General features: G+C 45.9%; 15 protein-coding genes and 1 pseudogene. 8 read left to right on the top strand and 8 right to left on the bottom strand.

Annotated features, from left to right (window positions below; translation table 11 throughout):
- Positions 1–8 precede the first annotated feature (8 nt).
- From AC6H3C_RS18475 to AC6H3C_RS18445, 7 genes and pseudogenes are all read right to left on the bottom strand, one after another.
- The gene (locus AC6H3C_RS18475; protein WP_497516994.1) at positions 9–1,433 is read right to left on the bottom strand and encodes a DUF5106 domain-containing protein; all 1,425 of its coding nucleotides are present in this window, start codon (positions 1,431–1,433) and stop codon (positions 9–11) included.
- On the bottom strand, positions 1,396–2,508 hold the full coding sequence (locus AC6H3C_RS18470; protein WP_497516993.1) for a glycosyltransferase: 1,113 nt from the start codon (positions 2,506–2,508) through the stop codon (positions 1,396–1,398). Before AC6H3C_RS18470 ends, AC6H3C_RS18475 begins: the two co-directional genes overlap by 38 nt.
- Positions 2,509–2,704: 196 nt before the next feature.
- A pseudogene (locus AC6H3C_RS18465) lies at positions 2,705–3,283 on the bottom strand (DUF6263 family protein); the annotation flags it as partial.
- The gene (locus AC6H3C_RS18460) at positions 3,247–4,044 is read right to left on the bottom strand and encodes a DUF4097 family beta strand repeat-containing protein (RefSeq protein WP_497521277.1); all 798 of its coding nucleotides are present in this window, start codon (positions 4,042–4,044) and stop codon (positions 3,247–3,249) included. The pseudogene AC6H3C_RS18465 and the gene AC6H3C_RS18460, both read right to left, overlap by 37 nt.
- A 223-nt stretch (positions 4,045–4,267) precedes the next feature.
- Positions 4,268–4,822 carry a hypothetical protein gene (locus AC6H3C_RS18455; protein ID WP_497516991.1) on the bottom strand — a complete coding sequence of 185 codons (555 nt, stop codon included), beginning with the start codon at positions 4,820–4,822 and terminating at the stop codon, positions 4,268–4,270.
- A gap of 11 nt (positions 4,823–4,833) precedes the next feature.
- Positions 4,834–5,391, bottom strand: coding sequence for an RNA polymerase sigma factor (locus AC6H3C_RS18450; protein ID WP_497516990.1), 558 nt, complete (start codon positions 5,389–5,391; stop codon positions 4,834–4,836).
- Between the two features lie 57 nt (positions 5,392–5,448).
- Positions 5,449–6,138: a tRNA/rRNA methyltransferase gene (locus tag AC6H3C_RS18445; protein WP_497516988.1), complete on the bottom strand. Its 690-nt coding sequence runs from the start codon at positions 6,136–6,138 to the stop codon at positions 5,449–5,451.
- Positions 6,139–6,430: 292 nt separating this feature from the next.
- Here AC6H3C_RS18445 and AC6H3C_RS18440 point away from each other — a divergent pair, with 292 nt between their 5' ends.
- The 7 genes from AC6H3C_RS18440 to AC6H3C_RS18410 all read left to right on the top strand — a co-directional run bounded on the left by AC6H3C_RS18440 (position 6,431) and on the right by AC6H3C_RS18410 (position 14,315).
- Positions 6,431–7,306, top strand: coding sequence for a cation diffusion facilitator family transporter (locus tag AC6H3C_RS18440; protein WP_497516986.1), 876 nt, complete (start codon positions 6,431–6,433; stop codon positions 7,304–7,306).
- Between the two features lie 57 nt (positions 7,307–7,363).
- Positions 7,364–8,155, top strand: a complete 792-nt coding sequence (locus AC6H3C_RS18435; protein ID WP_497516985.1) for a CHAD domain-containing protein — start codon at positions 7,364–7,366, stop codon at positions 8,153–8,155.
- A gap of 100 nt (positions 8,156–8,255) precedes the next feature.
- Positions 8,256–8,774 carry a hypothetical protein gene (locus AC6H3C_RS18430; protein ID WP_497516983.1) on the top strand — a complete coding sequence of 173 codons (519 nt, stop codon included), beginning with the start codon at positions 8,256–8,258 and terminating at the stop codon, positions 8,772–8,774.
- A 150-nt stretch (positions 8,775–8,924) separates the two neighbouring features.
- On the top strand, positions 8,925–11,000 hold the full coding sequence (locus AC6H3C_RS18425; RefSeq protein ID WP_497516982.1) for a beta-galactosidase: 2,076 nt from the start codon (positions 8,925–8,927) through the stop codon (positions 10,998–11,000).
- A gap of 98 nt (positions 11,001–11,098) precedes the next feature.
- The gene (locus AC6H3C_RS18420) at positions 11,099–11,488 is read left to right on the top strand and encodes a BlaI/MecI/CopY family transcriptional regulator (protein ID WP_497516980.1); all 390 of its coding nucleotides are present in this window, start codon (positions 11,099–11,101) and stop codon (positions 11,486–11,488) included.
- Positions 11,481–12,935, top strand: a complete 1,455-nt coding sequence (locus tag AC6H3C_RS18415) for a TonB family protein (RefSeq protein WP_497516979.1) — start codon at positions 11,481–11,483, stop codon at positions 12,933–12,935. Before AC6H3C_RS18420 ends, AC6H3C_RS18415 begins: the two co-directional genes overlap by 8 nt.
- A gap of 141 nt (positions 12,936–13,076) precedes the next feature.
- A complete protein-coding gene (locus AC6H3C_RS18410) occupies positions 13,077–14,315 on the top strand; it encodes a tetratricopeptide repeat protein (protein WP_497516978.1) in 1,239 nt (412 codons plus the stop codon).
- Position 14,316: 1 nt separating this feature from the next.
- Here the strand turns inward: AC6H3C_RS18410 and AC6H3C_RS18405 are convergent, their stop codons facing one another.
- Positions 14,317–14,715: a hypothetical protein gene (locus AC6H3C_RS18405; protein ID WP_497516976.1), complete on the bottom strand. Its 399-nt coding sequence runs from the start codon at positions 14,713–14,715 to the stop codon at positions 14,317–14,319.
- Positions 14,716–14,979: 264 nt separating this feature from the next.
- Between AC6H3C_RS18405 and AC6H3C_RS18400 the strand changes: the two genes are divergently transcribed.
- Positions 14,980–16,071, top strand: coding sequence for an NAD(P)/FAD-dependent oxidoreductase (locus AC6H3C_RS18400; protein WP_497516974.1), 1,092 nt, complete (start codon positions 14,980–14,982; stop codon positions 16,069–16,071).
- Positions 16,072–16,079 lie beyond the last annotated feature (8 nt).

Here is a 16,079-nt window from a genome sequence, read left to right as displayed (position 1 = left end):
CCGGGCAGTTATTTTACAGCGGGAGATTCCAGGATTTGTTTCAGGCTGTTTACATCCATATTTTTCGCGATGATCTTTTTGTCGTGGTCTAACAAGAAGATGGCGGGTGTTGTGCGGATCCCGTAAAAATACCTGAATCCTGAGGTTTGATGCGGGTCCCAGACATTGGTCCAGTCGTGTAACTCGTGCTGATCGATAAAGTTTAGCCATTCTTCTTTGTTGGTCATTGTGTAGACTGAATACACCGAAAGTTTCGAAGGGCTGATGGTCAAAAAAACTTCGTTGTAAAGTTTGGGGATTTCGGTTTTGCAATGCCCGCAGGCTGGTTCCCAGAACGCTACCACCGTATAAGGAGTCGTTTGCTGCTTCAAACTGTGAAATTCTCCGTTCGCGTCTTCGAGCAGCAATTCTTTTGCCTGAATTTCTATCAGGTTGTTTTTCCTGATTTCCACTTCCTGTCTGATGTAATCCAGGGTGCTTTTATCGGCCCAGAATGCTTGTCCGCTGAGATAATATTTCTCGGCAATTGCCACAAACACGTTTTCAATGCCCATCACCCGTGATTGGATGCTGTTGTTCAGAATAAAAGAAGTGAGGTTCTGAAACACCGGTTTGTTGTTTTGATAGGTTTCAATCAGCCGGATTGCTTCAGGAATGACGGTGTCGGGCGTTTGGAGCAGGACCTTATTCAGGTAATCGTTCAGGCGGTCTTTGATGTAGGGCGTATGCCACATGCGCATGTCGTCCAGATCAAAGTAGTCCCAATAATGTTTTTTGCGGTAATTGTACTCGTATACCCATCGCAGTGAATCGTTTTTCAGGTACGATCCGGGAATTTCATCTTCTTTTACTTTTGTCACCTGCTGGGCGGCCATAAATTTGCCGTAAAACGAATCCGGGTACTTCAGACTTTCCGTTTGCCTGAAGTCCATGATTTCTTTCGTTATTTGGCTGATTTGCAAATTGAAACGATTGACGGAATCGCTATGGCTTTGGTACATTTCTTTTTTTTCTGAAATTGCCCGGTGCTGTTTTCGCAGTTGATTGGTCAGGTTGAGGTATTCCTGGAATTTTTCGCTTTCCCAGGCAGCTCTGATAACCGGCGGCTTTGTGGTGTCTTCGAGGTAAATTTCGAACGACTGATCTTCTCCGACTAAAAAGTCGAGCTGCTTTTCTTTTGTGAGATAAAGCTGGTAGATTCCTTGCTGCAGGGGCTTTTCGCCCGAAAAAACAGCCTGGCCGGCAGCATTTGTTTCCAGGCTGTCTTTTACATACAGATTGCCAAAATAGTAACAGGTGATTAAAAGCTTGCTGTTGCCGTAGCCGGGCAGATTTAACCGGATGTCATATCCTTGCCCCGACGCGGCAAGCGGTAAGCGGATGAACAGGATCAGGCTAAATAAGAGCCATGATTTTTTTTGCATTCTTCTCATTCGAGTACAGGTTTTCGAGCTCATGTTTTCGTTTGATGATTTCCCCGGTGGTAAAACCAAGCTCCATGTATCGGCCGATTAAAGTAATCATTTCTTCGGGAGTATCGGCAATATGACACAATTCGCTTAAACCGGAGCCGTATAACATGGTGGAGTTGGTGAGGCAGTGCCTGCCGCAGAACAACGATGTCAGTAATTTCAGTTTTAAGCCGGTTGTCTGAAAGCTTGGGATCAGGCAAATTTGCGCTTCCCGGATGAGATTTGTCATTTCGGCCTCGTTCGGATTGGCGATGACCGATACATGCGGGATTACTTTTGCTTTTGAAACCAGCCAGGCCGGTGGATTTTTCCCGGCAACAACAAAAGGTACGGTAATTTCGGCGAATATTTTACGAAGCAGGTATTTGACGACATTCAGGTTTTCGGCGGCGCTTAAGTTGCCGTGAAACAGGATGTAATCGCCTTTGCCGGGTTTTGAGATTATGTTTGAGTGAGGATGAAATGCCGGGATATGCAGGGCATTCCCGTAATTCCCTTTAAAATATTCCGTATCGGTTGACGATAATCCGATTAGTTGCGAGGCCGTTTTTAATTTTTTTTCAAACTGTTTCAGGCGGTATGCCTCAAGCCGGTAATAATACTTTTTTCCGGCGCTTTTTTCCGACCCGGCCATGTTTGCAAAATGCAGGTGTTCAATATGATGGACCCGGACAATTTTTGGATAGGCCGACAGCAGCGGATGATCGAAAAGGTAACAGCTTTGTATGCCTTCAAAAAGGATCGGAGCAATTTCGTTCAGCAAATTTTTTAGCAGACCGGGATGATTCCGGACAGAAACCACATTCGGCAAACAAGAGAATTGCGAAAGGATGCCGTTTTTTGCCGGGTAAAAATAAACTTTTTCACACAAAGCATCGAGTTCGCGGATCGGCGGACGGCCATGATCAAAGCAATGCAGGATGATTTTCAGCCCGGCCTGCCGTAATGCTTTTAACTTATAGTAAACATCAATAACGGCCCCGTGATCGGCCGGATAAGGAATTGAAAAACTGATAACATGAATCTTCTTTCCCATAAAATAGCTCTCATCGGATATGGTACAAACCGCGATCTGATTGATCAGGAATAAACTATTCCTGATTACCGGTCCGGCATCATTTCGGCTATTTCATTCCCCACCCATTCAGCTGACTAAAATTAAAAAAAAGACCATAAGTTCAGCGCTTACGGTCTTTCTTTTTGCTACTTTTTTATATTGGAGTATAAACAAGCTATTTTTTAATGACGGAGATCGTTGCCGTGGAATTCATCAGCATCGGAATCTCCAGATCTTCACCGCTTTGCGGGTTTTTCATTTTCATGTTCATGTCGAACTTTTGAACCAGGTCCGAATCGCGCAGCCAGCCATCGCCGGTGTTAATCACCATGTTGCCGTTCTGGCTGCCAGTCAGTTTCATGTTCATTTTCATCTCTTCCTGTTCAATAGGCGTATCCATGTTGATATCTGAAGTGACATTCAGGGTAATCCGGTCGTTTTCAATGCTGGCGACTTCAAAATTCATGATTGTTTCCATGTTCATGATGGCAGGCAGATGAAACGAGGCCGTCCATTTGTCGCCGGGGCCAACTTCATTCTCAGGAAAATAATTAAATGTTTGGCCAACAAACGCTTCAAAACTTTCTGCATTGCTAAACATCTGCATCGATTGTTTCAATACCTGATTTCCGCCGATCTTTTCGGCATACTCGTCAAATCCGCTAACCCGTTCGACGGTTCCCCTCGGGGTGAGTTCAAATTGCAGCTTAAACTGGTTTAATTGTTCAATTTTATATTTCCGTACCGGCTTTTGATGATGACATTTTTGTTCCCGGTTTGTTCGCCAACGGCCCCCCTGATTTCCAGTTTGGTATTGTTTTTTATCCGGTCGCCCCTGAACTGGTTTGCGGGGTAGGCCACGTCGCAGTAGTCGCATTGTGCATCCAGTTGATAACTGGCCTGGTCGAGGCCGATCACGATTCCGCCGTAACTGTTCGAGATTTCAATCCGGCTGAAATCTGCGCTCACTTCGCTGACGCGGATTGATCCGTACTCGGTGTTGATTTTCAGTTCTTTTTTCAGCTCTTCGATTTTGTAATTCGTGTACTTTGACAGGGCCGACAAGCTGGTTATTTCCGAGATGTTTACTCCGTCGTATTTTGAATCCAGTTGCAGTTCTTTAATTTCGTCGATGTTCAATCCGGAGTATTTACTGACCAGTTTCATCCGGTTGGCTCCGCCGACAAACAGTTTCGAGTATTTTACATCGCCGCTAAGCTGGTTCACGTATTCGATGTCGGCTTTCCCGTATGACAGGTCGAGCGAAATGTCGGAGCCGGAGGGCGCATTCAGCACGCCGGCGCTGAGGTTGCCGTAACCAACCACGAACTGGCCTTTGGCTTCCAGTTCTTTCACCACGACATTGCCAAATTTATTGTCAACAGCCAGGTTCCGGTCTTTGGGGATATTGATGGCGTAATCGATCGAAAAGTTTTCTTTTGTTTTGAAGTTATCGGAAATAATGGTTTTCACCTCCAGCAAACCCCCGTTTCGGCGGATATCAATCCGGATCATTTCCATCAATTGTTTGGCTTTTCCTTCGCTGAGGCTTTCAATCCGTATAACTGCATTTACAGTGACGGAGTCGCCGCCCCGGTCGTTAATTTCGATGGTTCCGAACTTGTTGGTGATGTTTAGCGCCGTTACCAGCGATTTGGCATAGCCCTGATGAACTGTTTTGGAGTACTGGGCCGCCCGAACCGTAAAGGGTAACAGGAGAACGGCCAGCAGCAGGTGTTTAAATTTCAGCTTCATGATTATTCAGTTTTTGTTGTTTAACTTCTTCCAGTTTTTCTATAATTAAGGTGATGATACTCAGCTTGGTCCGGTAAAGTTCGAGCATGGCGTTTACGACCCGGTCGTCGCCGGGATTGGCTTCCAGCTCTTTTTGCAGGCGGGCATAGGTTTCGTCAAATTCGGCCATTTCGCTGGCCATTAGTTGTTGGTTCTCTTCAGGGATCAACCCTTCGCCGATATATTTTTCCCATTCGCGCATGCCCTGGTTAATGGCCGAGGTATAGTAAAACTCAACTTCTCCGTATTCGGACGAGAAGGAGGACAGATTAACCGGAACCGTTTTTGGTGAGCTAAAGTATATCCGGGCCTGGTTGCCGGCCAGTAAAACGAACAGTATGGCCGCTGCAATTTGCAGATACGGTTTCAGACCCGCTGTCCTTTTTTTATTGAACTCTTTGTCCCGTTTCTTCTCAAACCGTGCAAAATGGCCCTCCGGCGCATCGGTTTCAAATGCTTCTTTGTTTTCCCGAATTGTCTTTTCCAATAAATCAAGCATATTCTTCGGTTTTAATTGAATGAAAAAATCTCTTCTTTTAACACGATGTCACGAAGTTTCTTTTTGGCCCGCAGGAGTTGTGTCCGCGACGAAACATTGGAAATGTGTAAAATCTCTGAGATCTCATCGTGGTCGTATCCTTCAAGCAGGTAGAGGCTCAATACTACCCGGTAACCTTCGGGTAATTGCATGACTGTTTTTTTCAGTTTTTCCAGGTCCACTTCCCGTATTTCCATGAGCGGATTTTCAGTTTCATCGGCTAACCGCTCATTAATTTCTTCAAAGATCACCTTGCGCTTTTTTAAATAATCGAGTGAACGATTGATGACAATTTTCTTTATCCACGCGCCAAAACTTACTTTTCCTTCGTAGCTGTCAATCTTTTTAAATGCGTTCAAAAATGATTCTTGCATGATATCCTCCGCATCGGCTTCGTTGCCAACCATCCGAAAGCAGGTGTTGTACATCGACTTGTAATAAAGCTTGTACAACTGGAACTGTGCTTCGCGGTTACCTTGGCGGCAACGATCAATAATGTCCTGATGAATATTTTTAAACAGCGCTTCCAAAATTGATTTTTAAGCTAATTCTGATCAAAAGACGAACAGGAAGCCCGCGATGTTGCATCAGTTTGATTTATTCTTCTCCAAATATTTGTTACAAATGGAATGAATTAAGTGGATATCGTTCTCCGACAGGAGGTTAAGTCGTTCCAGGATGCGTGGATAAATGGCCGAATCTTCCCTGAATTTCAGATCGAGCAGGATGGCTGCCGTTTTTTCTTTCAGTGAACGGAAGCCGTTTTCGTTGACCGGTTTTGTTTCTGTTGGTTTCCCGGTATTTAGCGATGACAATTCGTAGGCATATAACATGACGGCCTGTGCCAGGTTCAGCGACGGGTAGCTGGTTTGCAGCGGTACGGTGCTTACCAGGTCGCATTGTTTGAGTTCATCGTTTCGTAATCCGCTGTCTTCGCGGCCGAAAACAATAGCCGCTTTTTGAATGCTTTGCCCTTTTCCCAAAAGCAGGCCGGGCAAATCGCGGGTTGAAAAATAGTCTTCTTTCACCAAACGCTGCTTGGCCGTTGTTCCGATAACAAAATCGAGGTCGCTGATGGCTGATTCAAATGAAGCGAAAACCTGTGCTTGTTCGAGGATGTCGTTGGACGCGTGGGCCAGCCAGCGGGCCGGTTCGCTCAGGTAGTCGCAGGGATTAACCAGACGCATTTCGCCAAAGCCCATTGTTTTCATAGCGCGGGCCGCAGCGCCTACATTTTCGGGAGTCGACGGTTCAACAAGGATGAATACCATGTTCATAGCTGAATTTTTTGCAAATATAACCGACAATGCCCATTTGTGCGGGGTATGACCAGATATTTGCCGAAGGGAATCTGTTTATTGGTTGCAGTAACTGACGGCCCTGATCAGGTCTTCTTCTTTGTTTAGTTTCAGTCTGACTTAAAAACACTTTACGCATCGGATTGTTAGTTTAACTGTACTTAATTATTTTTGGGACCGTTTTAAAGGTACTGAATTTTGGTTATTTAAGGATTTGACACATCACTTTTCCTGGAAATTATTGGTAGAAGGATTATAAAAAAATCAGTTTATGTCGGAATATCAGACGCATCACCGTTTAGGAATTACAATCGTGCTCAACGTGGTTATTACCGTAAGCCAGGTCATCGGCGGCCTGATATCAGGCAGTCTGGCCCTGATTTCGGATGCCATACATAACCTGAGCGACGGAGTGGCCGTTTTTCTGGCGTACATTGCCGACAGGCTAAGCCGGAAAGAACGAACAGCCAAAAGGACCTATGGCTACAAACGGGCTGAGATCCTCGCGGCATTTATCAATGCGCTGGTGTTGATCGCCATTTCCTTTTATTTGATGCTCGAAGCCGTTGAGCGTTTTTTTCATCCGCAGGAGGTTGATTTTCGATGGATGCTCGCGCTGGGCGCCCTGGGTTTTGTGGCCAACACGGCTTCTGTTTTTTTGTTGCACAAGGACATGCACCACAACCTGAACGTGAAAGCAGCCTATCTGCATTTGCTTGGCGATGCGCTGACATCGTTGGCGGTCATTGCCGGCGCTTTGTTTATCTGGCTGTGGGGCTGGACCTGGATCGACCCCTTGGTCACTTTGCTGATCAGTTTTTACCTGCTGTTTCATACCTTTAAATTACTGAAAGAATCGACTGAGATTTTAATGCAGTTTGCGCCTACAGACATTCAGGCGGAAGAGGTGAAAAAGCAAATGGAAAAACTGGACGGTGTCAGGCGGGTTTATCACATCCATTTGTGGCGGTTAACCGATCGTTCGGTATATTTTGAGGCGCATGTTGAACTCACGCACGATTTGCAGCTTTCGAAAACACAAGTGGTGAGCGACGAAATTAACGAATTGTTGCAGCGTGGGTTCGGGATCAATCATGTCACCCTTCAATTTGAATATGCCTGTTCGGATGCATTTGCCGAATGCTGATAAACCGGAAATTGTGTCTCCTGTTGTTCCTTTTGCAAACAAAAACGGAGGTGAAGCATGGATCAGTTTCTAAACGAGATCAATAAACAGTTTGCTCTGTTCGACCGTTTGCTTGGCCGTGTCGAGGCCAATGCCGGGCTGGAAGATGTCCATAAATTACGCGTGGCTGCCCGAAAATTGCGTACTTTGCTGTCGGTACTCGACTTTTCGGGGATTACCGAAGGGGGGAAGGAGAAATACCAGGAATTGATCAGCCGGCTTTTTCTGTTTGCCGGACGGGTCAGGGAGGCGCAGGTGAATGATTTGGTCCTTTCGCGGCGTAAAGCCGGTTACCTAACACCATACCTCAATTATTTACGGGGAGCACAGAAACGGGCCATCCGTTTTTTACAGACAGAAATCAATGCGTTTGACCGGCATCGCATGGAGCAATTGAGGCAGACTTGCCTGGAACATGTTCGGTCGGTTCGCGACGGAGAACCGGTGACTGCCGTTTCAGCCTACATCGCGTACAAGCAGGAAAAAATCCGTCTGCTGAAACAAACAGTTACCGATGACCAGTCGCTGCATAAAATACGAATACAGATCAAAACCTTGAGCGACGGACTTATCCTGCATCATAAAGTGAACGGCCAGGATGTTGCAGGACCATCGTCTGCCATCAAAAAGATCAACAGGCTCATGGGAAACTGGCACGACGAAGTGGTGCTGATCCATTCGCTGAAGCTTTTTGTTAAGCGGCGTACGATGAAAAAAAACAAACCTTACCTGGAAAATCTGATAAAACGGAAAGAAGAAAATTGCTTACTGAAACGAACGGAGATTTATTGTTTGCTCGACAGTTTTTGACAGATAGATCCTGCTTTTGATTTTTGTACAAATTTTTCTCTTCCCCCACGCAACGATCGTGTTGCTTTTCTCATCTTAAGTCAAACAAAAAAATTAGTCTATGACACGCTTTTCTGTAATCTGCCTGTCCCTTCTTTTTGCATTGGTCCTGTTTTCGTGCGATCGTAACGAACACGAACAGGGAGACTGGAACACCATTGCCGAATTACACGGATACAACCAGGAAAAAATTACCATTCAGCAAGGTTTTGCCGGCACCTTGATTATGAAAGAGGGAAACTGCATGCCGATGGTGGGGCTAAACCCATCGGACAATGGTTGCCGTTCGTACCCGGTAAAGCGCACCATTCGTATTTACGAATATACAACGGCAGACGATGTGGAAGGTTACGGGCCGTTTTTTACCGCAGTGAATACCTTGTTGCGGCAGCGAATCACCACCGACCACGAAGGCTTTTTCCAGGTAAAACTGTCCCCGGGCACTTATTCGGTATTTATTGAAGAAAACAATAAATTGTATGCAAATTACTGGGATGGTCAGGGCGGGATTCAGCCGGTAACGGTAACAAAAGGCCAGTTGGGCTACGAACAGTTAACCATTGATTATGCCGTTTATTGAATACATATTTTTCCATCTTTCCGGATTGATAATAAGACTGAAACGCTAAAATTTATTTTCTTTGTTTGACCAACAGGGTTCAGTTGCCGAACGGACTCCTGTTTTTGATCAGTTTTTTTACTGGATGATAACCTCAAAAAACGTCGGACAATGAAAAAAATATCCCTGCTGACCAGTCTGTGCTTCATTTTTTTTACCGGAAATGCACAAGTTACCAATCGGTTCTTTCCTGTTAACGAATTAACAACCGTTGGCGCTTATTATTATCCCGAACATTGGAACGAGTCGCAGTGGGAGCGCGATTTAAAGAAAATGGCTGAGATGGGCTTCGAGTTTACTCATTTTGCCGAGTTTGCCTGGGCTCAGCTGGAACCGAAAGAGGGCATCTACGATTTTGCCTGGCTCGACCGTGCCGTTGATCTGGCGGCCAAATATAAGCTGAAAGTGATCATGTGCACGTCGACGGCCACGCCGCCGGTTTGGCTGGTTCGTAAATATCCCGACATCCTGATTGAACGGGAAAACGGCACCAAATATGATCATGGCTCCCGGCAGCATGCTTCTTTCTCGAATAATTACTATCGCGGGTATGCCCTGAAAATGATTGCCGAACTGGCCCGGCATTACGGGCAGGACGACCGCATTATTGGCTGGCAGTTGGATAATGAGCCTCATTCGACAATCGATTACGGGAAAGATGCGACGCAACGCTTTCGCGATTGGCTGAAAGATAAGTACCAAACAATCGATGCGTTAAATAAGGCATGGGGGACCGATTTCTGGAGCGGAACATACAGCGATTTTTCAGAGATCAATATTCCAAAACACACGCAATGGGGGATGAATCTGTACCAGCGGCTTGACCACGGCCGCTTTGGAGATTGCGAAACGGCTTCTTTTCTCGACGAACAGGCACAAACCATCCGTAAATATGCCGGCAAGAACCAATGGATTACGTCTAATTACATTCCGATGTACGATGTGAGGTACATTGGGATGAGCCGGGAACTTGATTTTGTTTCGTATACCCGGTATATGGTTTACGGCGAGCACGAAGGGATTGGCCGAAAAGGTTACCGGATTGGCGAGTATTCGCGTATTGCGATGGCGAATGATTATTTCAGACCGCTTTCGCCTTTGTTTGGTGTAATGGAACTTCAGCCGGGCCAGGTGAATTGGGGAACAATCAATTCTCAACCTTTGCCGGGGGCCGTGAGGCTTTGGTTGTGGCATGTGTTTGCAGGCGACAGTAAGTTCATTTGTACCTATCGTTTTCGTGCGCCTGTTTACGGCTACGAGCAATACCATTACGGAATCGTCGGAACCGACGGCGTTACCCCCAGCCCGGGAGGACTGGAGTACGAGCAGTTTATCGGGGAGATCCGCCTTCTTCGGACAAAATACAACGCATCAAGGGTTCCTGATGAATACCTGAAAAGAAAAACAGGGGTCTTATACGATCCGGATAACGTGGCCGCCATCAATCAGAATAAGCAAACTACTGAATGGAATTCGGAGGCTCATGTGCTCAAATATTATAAAGCGCTGAAAGCCTTCGGCGCACCGGTCGATTTCATTCGCGATACCATGGATTTTACGGCTTATCCGGTCATCGTCATGCCGGCCTACCAGCAAATAAGTATTGGGTTGATCGATAAATTAACGGATTATGTGAAGAATGGAGGAAACCTGGTGTTGTCGTGCCGTACCGGGCACCAAAATTCATGGGGCCATTTGTGGGAGGCCAAACATGCAGAACCTATTTATGGGCTAATCGGCTCGGAAATAGAATTTTATGATTTATTGAGACCCTATGCCGCCGATACGGTAAAAATGGATCATCAGAAATTTTCGTGGATAAGTTGGGGCGATGTGTTGAAACCCTACCCGGGTACCGAAACCTGGGCGGTGTACGAAGGAGACTTTTATGCCGGTAAAGCGTCGGTGACTTTCAGGAAACTGGGGCGGGGAACCGTGACCTATGTTGGCGCTGACAGTAAAACCGGCGGACTGGAATACGAGGTACTGGCCAAATTGTTTAACCTCCTGCATATCCCGGTTGAAAATTACGCCGAAGGAATCATCGTTGAATATCGTGATGGTTTTGGTATCGCCTTGAATTATTCCGACAAGGATTACCGGATCGAAATTCCTGCCGGTTCAGAGATACTGATCGGTAGTGAACCGGTGCCTCCCGCTGGCGTCGTAGTGTGGAAAATACAATAAAATAATTCTTCTGACAAAATAACTAACTTTTTAGTTTGAAAACTAAAAAGTTAGTTATATGTTTGTTTTCATATTTTATGGAAATAAGCTATTTGATCATGATAAAAGAACTCACCAGGGCCGAAGAACAGATTATGCAGATTCTGTGGAAACTTGAAAAGGCGTTTGTAAAAGACCTGATCGAAAAGATGCCGGACCCAAAACCGGCGTACAACACGGTTTCAACGATCATTCGCATCCTCGAAAAAAAAGGATTTGTCGATCATGAAGCCTTTGGGAAGACACACCGTTATTTCCCGATGATCAGCAAAAAAGAGTACACCCGCGCTTATTTCAAAAACTTTTTGAGCAGCTATTTCGGGAATTCGTTTCAGGAAATGGTTTCTTTTTTTGCTAAGGAAGACCAGATGAGCCTTGCCGAACTCGAAGAGTTAATGAAAGAAGTAGGAAAGGAGCTTGACAACCCAAATAACGGCAGCAATGATTGATTTTGTCAATTATATTTTTGAATCGGGTATCAGCCTGGGGCTGTTCACCCTCCTGTATTTTTTGCTTTTGCGAAAGGAGACCTTCTTCAGGACGAACCGTTATTTTCTTTTGGCAGCCTTGGTTTTTTCGCTGGTGTTGCCGCTTATTCACCTGAAGATCCTGGAGCCCGAGCCTGTACTTTTGGGCGAGATTACCGTAACTCCCTTTCCAAATTTGTTGGGGGTGGTATCGGTTTACGGGAATGCTGTTTCCGAAAGCATTGTCAGTTCTGTTTCAACCAGGACTTACCTGGTCGTAATTTACCTGGTTGGACTGTTGTTTTTTGCAAGCCGGCTGCTGATCCGGGTCATCCGGATTTGGGCCATCATCCGGAATAATTGCCTGATTGACGAGAACGGAACCAAGCTGGTGGTGATCAAGTCCGACATCAGTCCGTTTTCATTTCTTTCATTTGTTTTTGTGGGTGAGAACCTGAAACAACAAGGCGGATGGCAAAAAATGCTGATGCACGAACTGGAGCATGTCAAACAAGGTCATTCGTATGATATCCTGATCCTTGAAATTATTTCCGTATTTCAGTGGTTCAATCCGTTTTTCTGGCTTTTGAAGCGGGGAATACGCGAAAATCACGAGTACCTGGCCGATCAGGCCGTATTGGCCGGCGAAACCAATATCGTCGAGTATAAGCAAATTTTGTTGCAACAATTTATTGGCCTGCAATTTCATGTGGCCAATAATTTCAATTATTCCCTGATTAAAAACAGACTGAAAATGATGTCAAAAATAAGATCTTCAAAATTAGCCGCGGTCAAGCTGATTGGCGGTCTTCTGGTTGCTTTGGTATTAGTGGTCTTTTTTGCCTGCGAGAAAGCCGAAACCGGGCAAGTGGAGGAAGTTAAGGAAGTCGCGGCAAAAAGCCGGATTGTTCTGACTGTCGGTTCGAAAACAATTACCATGTATGCACACGAAGATAGTTTGAACCAATTTATTGAATTCTTCAAGGCGTCTGCTGACTATGAAATCCTGTCGATCGAAAACGGAGAGTTGCGGGTGAGCCGGAAAAGTTCACCGGCAGCCGAAAGCAGTCGGGAGAAAAAGGAAGAGCCGGTTCAGCAAACCATTGACGGCAAACCGGTATTCTTTGTTGTAGACGAAATGCCCGAGTATCCGGGAGGGGAGGAGGCTTTGCGCAAATATATTGCCAACGCCGTTAAATATCCTGTCGTTGCGCAGGATAAGGGGATACAGGGAAAAGTTTTCGTGAGTTTTGTTGTCGATAAAAACGGACAGGTCAGGAATGCCCGGGTTGTCCGGGGGGTCGATCCGAGCCTCGATCAGGAAGCCTTAAGGGTTGTATCCGGCATGCCGCAGTGGAAAGCCGGGAAACAACGGGGCGAAGAGGTAGCTGTAAGCTATACGGTACCCATCAAATTTTCTTTGGAATAAACCGGGAAGGCTGTCAGAAAAGAATGCAGCGATCGTCGTTGCCTCTTTTCAGGCTTCAAACGGCAAAGCTGAAGCATCTTCGGGGAAGCTCAGTCGGTCTCTTTTTTTTCTGACAGCCTCATACCGATAAATCAAAAGATCATGTTCAGAAAACTAATTCTACCGGTACTTGTGTTCGCTTTCTTTTCCGGTTTTTCGCAAAACATCGACCAGTTGATGTTGAACCGGGATTATGAACAGGCGCTTCAACAACTGAATGACGAACTGGATAAAAAACCGTCAGCCGTACTCTATTTTAAAAAGGGAGTGGTTTGTGAAAAACTGATGGACTTCGAAAGCGCGGTTTCTTCGCTCAAACTGGCTTGCCGGTTCGACAGCGCCGAGCCGGTTTACCGGGAAGAACTGGGCGATGCCTGTTTGAGTATGGGCAATTCAACCGATGCTGCCGGTCATTTCCGGGAAGCCTTGAAACTTAATCCCGGCAGTCTTGTGTTAAAAGGAAAGCTGGCCCAGGCCTATGTAAGCCTCAAAGCCTGGGATGATGCGTATGTATGTTACCGGGAAATTCACGAAACGGATTCGCTCAACCCGTATTTTAACCGGTATTTTGCCTATGCAGCTTACCGGACCAACCGCATGAAACAGGCGGTTGACCTTTACGAAACATTGGTCACACAGCAGAACCGCGACCTGAATGTTTATTTAAACCTGGCTGCGATTTACAATAAAACAGAAAACAAGGAAGGAGCTGTTACGGCATGTACCCGGGGATTCCTGATTTTTCCCGGTCATCCTGCCCTTATGCTGAAACAAGCGGAAACATATTTCCAACATAAAGATTATACAGCTGCTTTGCCTTTCTACGCCGAGTATACCGCGATGAACGATTCATCGCGCAGTGTGCTGAAAAATTACGGCATTTGCCTGTATTTTGCTCAACAGGAAGAAGAAGCGATGCGTGTGCTTGAAAAATGTTACCAGCAAACGGTGAATGACCCGATTGTTAACTTTTACATGGGCGCCGCATATAAAAAATTGAAGCAATTTCCCGAGAGTATCGGATTTTTCAAACTGGCTATTGAAACGGCAACGCCTTTTTACCTGGCCGAAATTTATCATCATATGGGGCAGGTGTACGGCTGGCAGCGCGAATATCAGCTTTCAATCGATGCTTATCAGGAAGCCTTGCGCATTGATCCGGAGAAGTTTGAGTTGTTGTTTGAAATTGCTACGACCTACGAGGAATTCAACTTCCAGAAAACCATCGCCCTGCATTATTACCGCGATTATTTAAAACAAGCCGGAGAGCAAGCCCGAAATGCGATGTATGCACTCGACCGGATCAAGAAGATCAAGGAAGAGTTGTTTTTTGAAGAATAGGTCAGGCTTCGGTTAACAGTTGAAATGCTTCCTGTTTTAAAATAGAGGGCAGTTGGATCTTGCGGCGTTCGATGCTTAGCAGCCATTTGCGGATTTCTTCGCTGTGCAGCGTGTACAGCACATCGCGAAATTCTTCAATTTGCTGATCATTGTATTGGTCCGGCGCCATACCCCGGTAGCGGTCTAAATCTTCATCTTCGTAGTAGACGATCTCATCCGGATTCTTCAGCATCTCTTCAAATTCGCATACTTCGTGCGCCCCGCAGCAATCCAGCGGAATTTCAACCGGGGGTTCGGTAAGCTCTTCTTTTGGATTCTTCCGGCTGTATTTATTGGCAATTAAGGTTCCCAACGCCATCAACACAAACATACCCAATAAAATACCCAATAAAATCAACATATCCTGATCGACTAAATGTTTACATTAAAACAAGCCGGACAGCAAATTGATCAATCAATCTTTGATTTGGTCCGGCGGTGCAAAAATAGCAGTTATCTTAAAAAGACCGTTGTTCGTTCCCGGCAAAACATCCGTATATGACCGTAAGATTAACCCGGCCGCGCCGTTGCAACAGAAAAACTGGTTTTTATGTTGGATAACCGGGGGAGGAACCGGGGTTGGTTTTAATTATGAACAAAAACAGGCGATTATTGTCATTGGGGTATGAAAACCGATTTTTTGATCGTTGGCCAGGGACTTGCCGGTACCTTACTGGGTTTTGAACTCATACAGGCAGGGCAAAAGGTACTTTTTATCGATAGCGCTGAGTATAAAAAAGCATCGGAGGTGGCTGCCGGCCTGGTGAATCCGGTTGTTTTCAAACGGCTGACCAAAAGCTGGCTGGTTGACGAACTTTTCCCCGCGATGACTGCTACCTATGGCCGGTTGGAGGAATTGCTCGGACAAAAATTCTTTTTCCCGATGAAAATTCAAAAAGTGTTTGGACCCGGCGATGCTGAATTCTGGCAAAAAAAGGCGGCAGAAAATAAACTTGGAGCCTATTTAAACCACTTACCCGACTATTCGCCGTACGACCGGCTGAAGCTGGCTTATGGCTGTGGCTGGGTTGAAAAAGGGGGACGGGTGAATTTAAGGGGGTTGATTGCTGCTTTCCGGGAATATCTTAGGCAAAACAGCTTGTTTGTTTCTGAAACTTTTGATTTTAGTTTATTGAAGATAGCCGGAACACACGTGCGCTATAAAAATATTGAAGCCTCAAAAGTTATTTTTTGTGAAGGATACCGTGGCAGCAAAAACCCTTTTTTTAAGGCTGTGAAGTATAAACATACGAAAGGGGAGGTGCTTGATCTGAAAATTGCTGATTACCATTCGGACCATATTCTCAATAAAACCGTTTTTTTGATGCCTGCCGGCGAAGGTAGTTTCAGGCTGGGAGCAACTTATCATTGGGATCAACTGGACGAACTACCTACCGACGCAGCAAAAAGTGAATTAACCGGTAAGCTGGAGCAGGTATTTTCCGGCGATTTTGTTGTTACCGGCCATCAGACCGGAATCCGGCCTACGGCACACGATCGCCGGCCGGTAGTTGGCTTGCATCCCGACTACCCGGGTATCGGTATTTTTAACGGGCTTGGCGCAAAGGGTTGCCTGATTGGACCATATGTGGCCGGCCAATTTGCAGCCTACCTGACCGGTAAGCTGAACACGCTTCACCCGGAGACGGATCTGGGCCGGTATAATCCCGGGAAAACCGGTAACTCTCCACGGGCAGATTCATGGGATGATCAGTGAGGTAAACA

Source organism: Gaoshiqia sp. US2, assembly GCF_059705485.1.
This window is presented reverse-complemented; position numbering and strand designations above follow the sequence as displayed.

What these genes read in the sequence shown, in the direction of transcription:
- AC6H3C_RS18400 (WP_497516974.1), top strand. Translation starts at nt 14,980, where the DNA reads ATGAAAACCGATTTTTTGATCGTTGGCCAGGGACTTGCCGGTACCTTA.
- AC6H3C_RS18425 (WP_497516982.1), top strand. Translation starts at nt 8,925, where the DNA reads ATGAAAAAAATATCCCTGCTGACCAGTCTGTGCTTCATTTTTTTTACC.
- AC6H3C_RS18430 (WP_497516983.1), top strand. Translation starts at nt 8,256, where the DNA reads ATGACACGCTTTTCTGTAATCTGCCTGTCCCTTCTTTTTGCATTGGTC.
- AC6H3C_RS18435 (WP_497516985.1), top strand. Translation starts at nt 7,364, where the DNA reads ATGGATCAGTTTCTAAACGAGATCAATAAACAGTTTGCTCTGTTCGAC.
- AC6H3C_RS18475 (WP_497516994.1), bottom strand. Translation starts at nt 1,433, where the DNA reads ATGAGAAGAATGCAAAAAAAATCATGGCTCTTATTTAGCCTGATCCTG.
- AC6H3C_RS18455 (WP_497516991.1), bottom strand. Translation starts at nt 4,822, where the DNA reads ATGCTTGATTTATTGGAAAAGACAATTCGGGAAAACAAAGAAGCATTT.
- AC6H3C_RS18415 (WP_497516979.1), top strand. Translation starts at nt 11,481, where the DNA reads ATGATTGATTTTGTCAATTATATTTTTGAATCGGGTATCAGCCTGGGG.
- AC6H3C_RS18445 (WP_497516988.1), bottom strand. Translation starts at nt 6,138, where the DNA reads ATGAACATGGTATTCATCCTTGTTGAACCGTCGACTCCCGAAAATGTA.
- AC6H3C_RS18470 (WP_497516993.1), bottom strand. Translation starts at nt 2,508, where the DNA reads ATGGGAAAGAAGATTCATGTTATCAGTTTTTCAATTCCTTATCCGGCC.
- AC6H3C_RS18460 (WP_497521277.1), bottom strand. Translation starts at nt 4,044, where the DNA reads ATGATCCGGATTGATATCCGCCGAAACGGGGGTTTGCTGGAGGTGAAA.
- AC6H3C_RS18420 (WP_497516980.1), top strand. Translation starts at nt 11,099, where the DNA reads ATGATAAAAGAACTCACCAGGGCCGAAGAACAGATTATGCAGATTCTG.
- AC6H3C_RS18410 (WP_497516978.1), top strand. Translation starts at nt 13,077, where the DNA reads ATGTTCAGAAAACTAATTCTACCGGTACTTGTGTTCGCTTTCTTTTCC.
- AC6H3C_RS18405 (WP_497516976.1), bottom strand. Translation starts at nt 14,715, where the DNA reads ATGTTGATTTTATTGGGTATTTTATTGGGTATGTTTGTGTTGATGGCG.
- AC6H3C_RS18440 (WP_497516986.1), top strand. Translation starts at nt 6,431, where the DNA reads ATGTCGGAATATCAGACGCATCACCGTTTAGGAATTACAATCGTGCTC.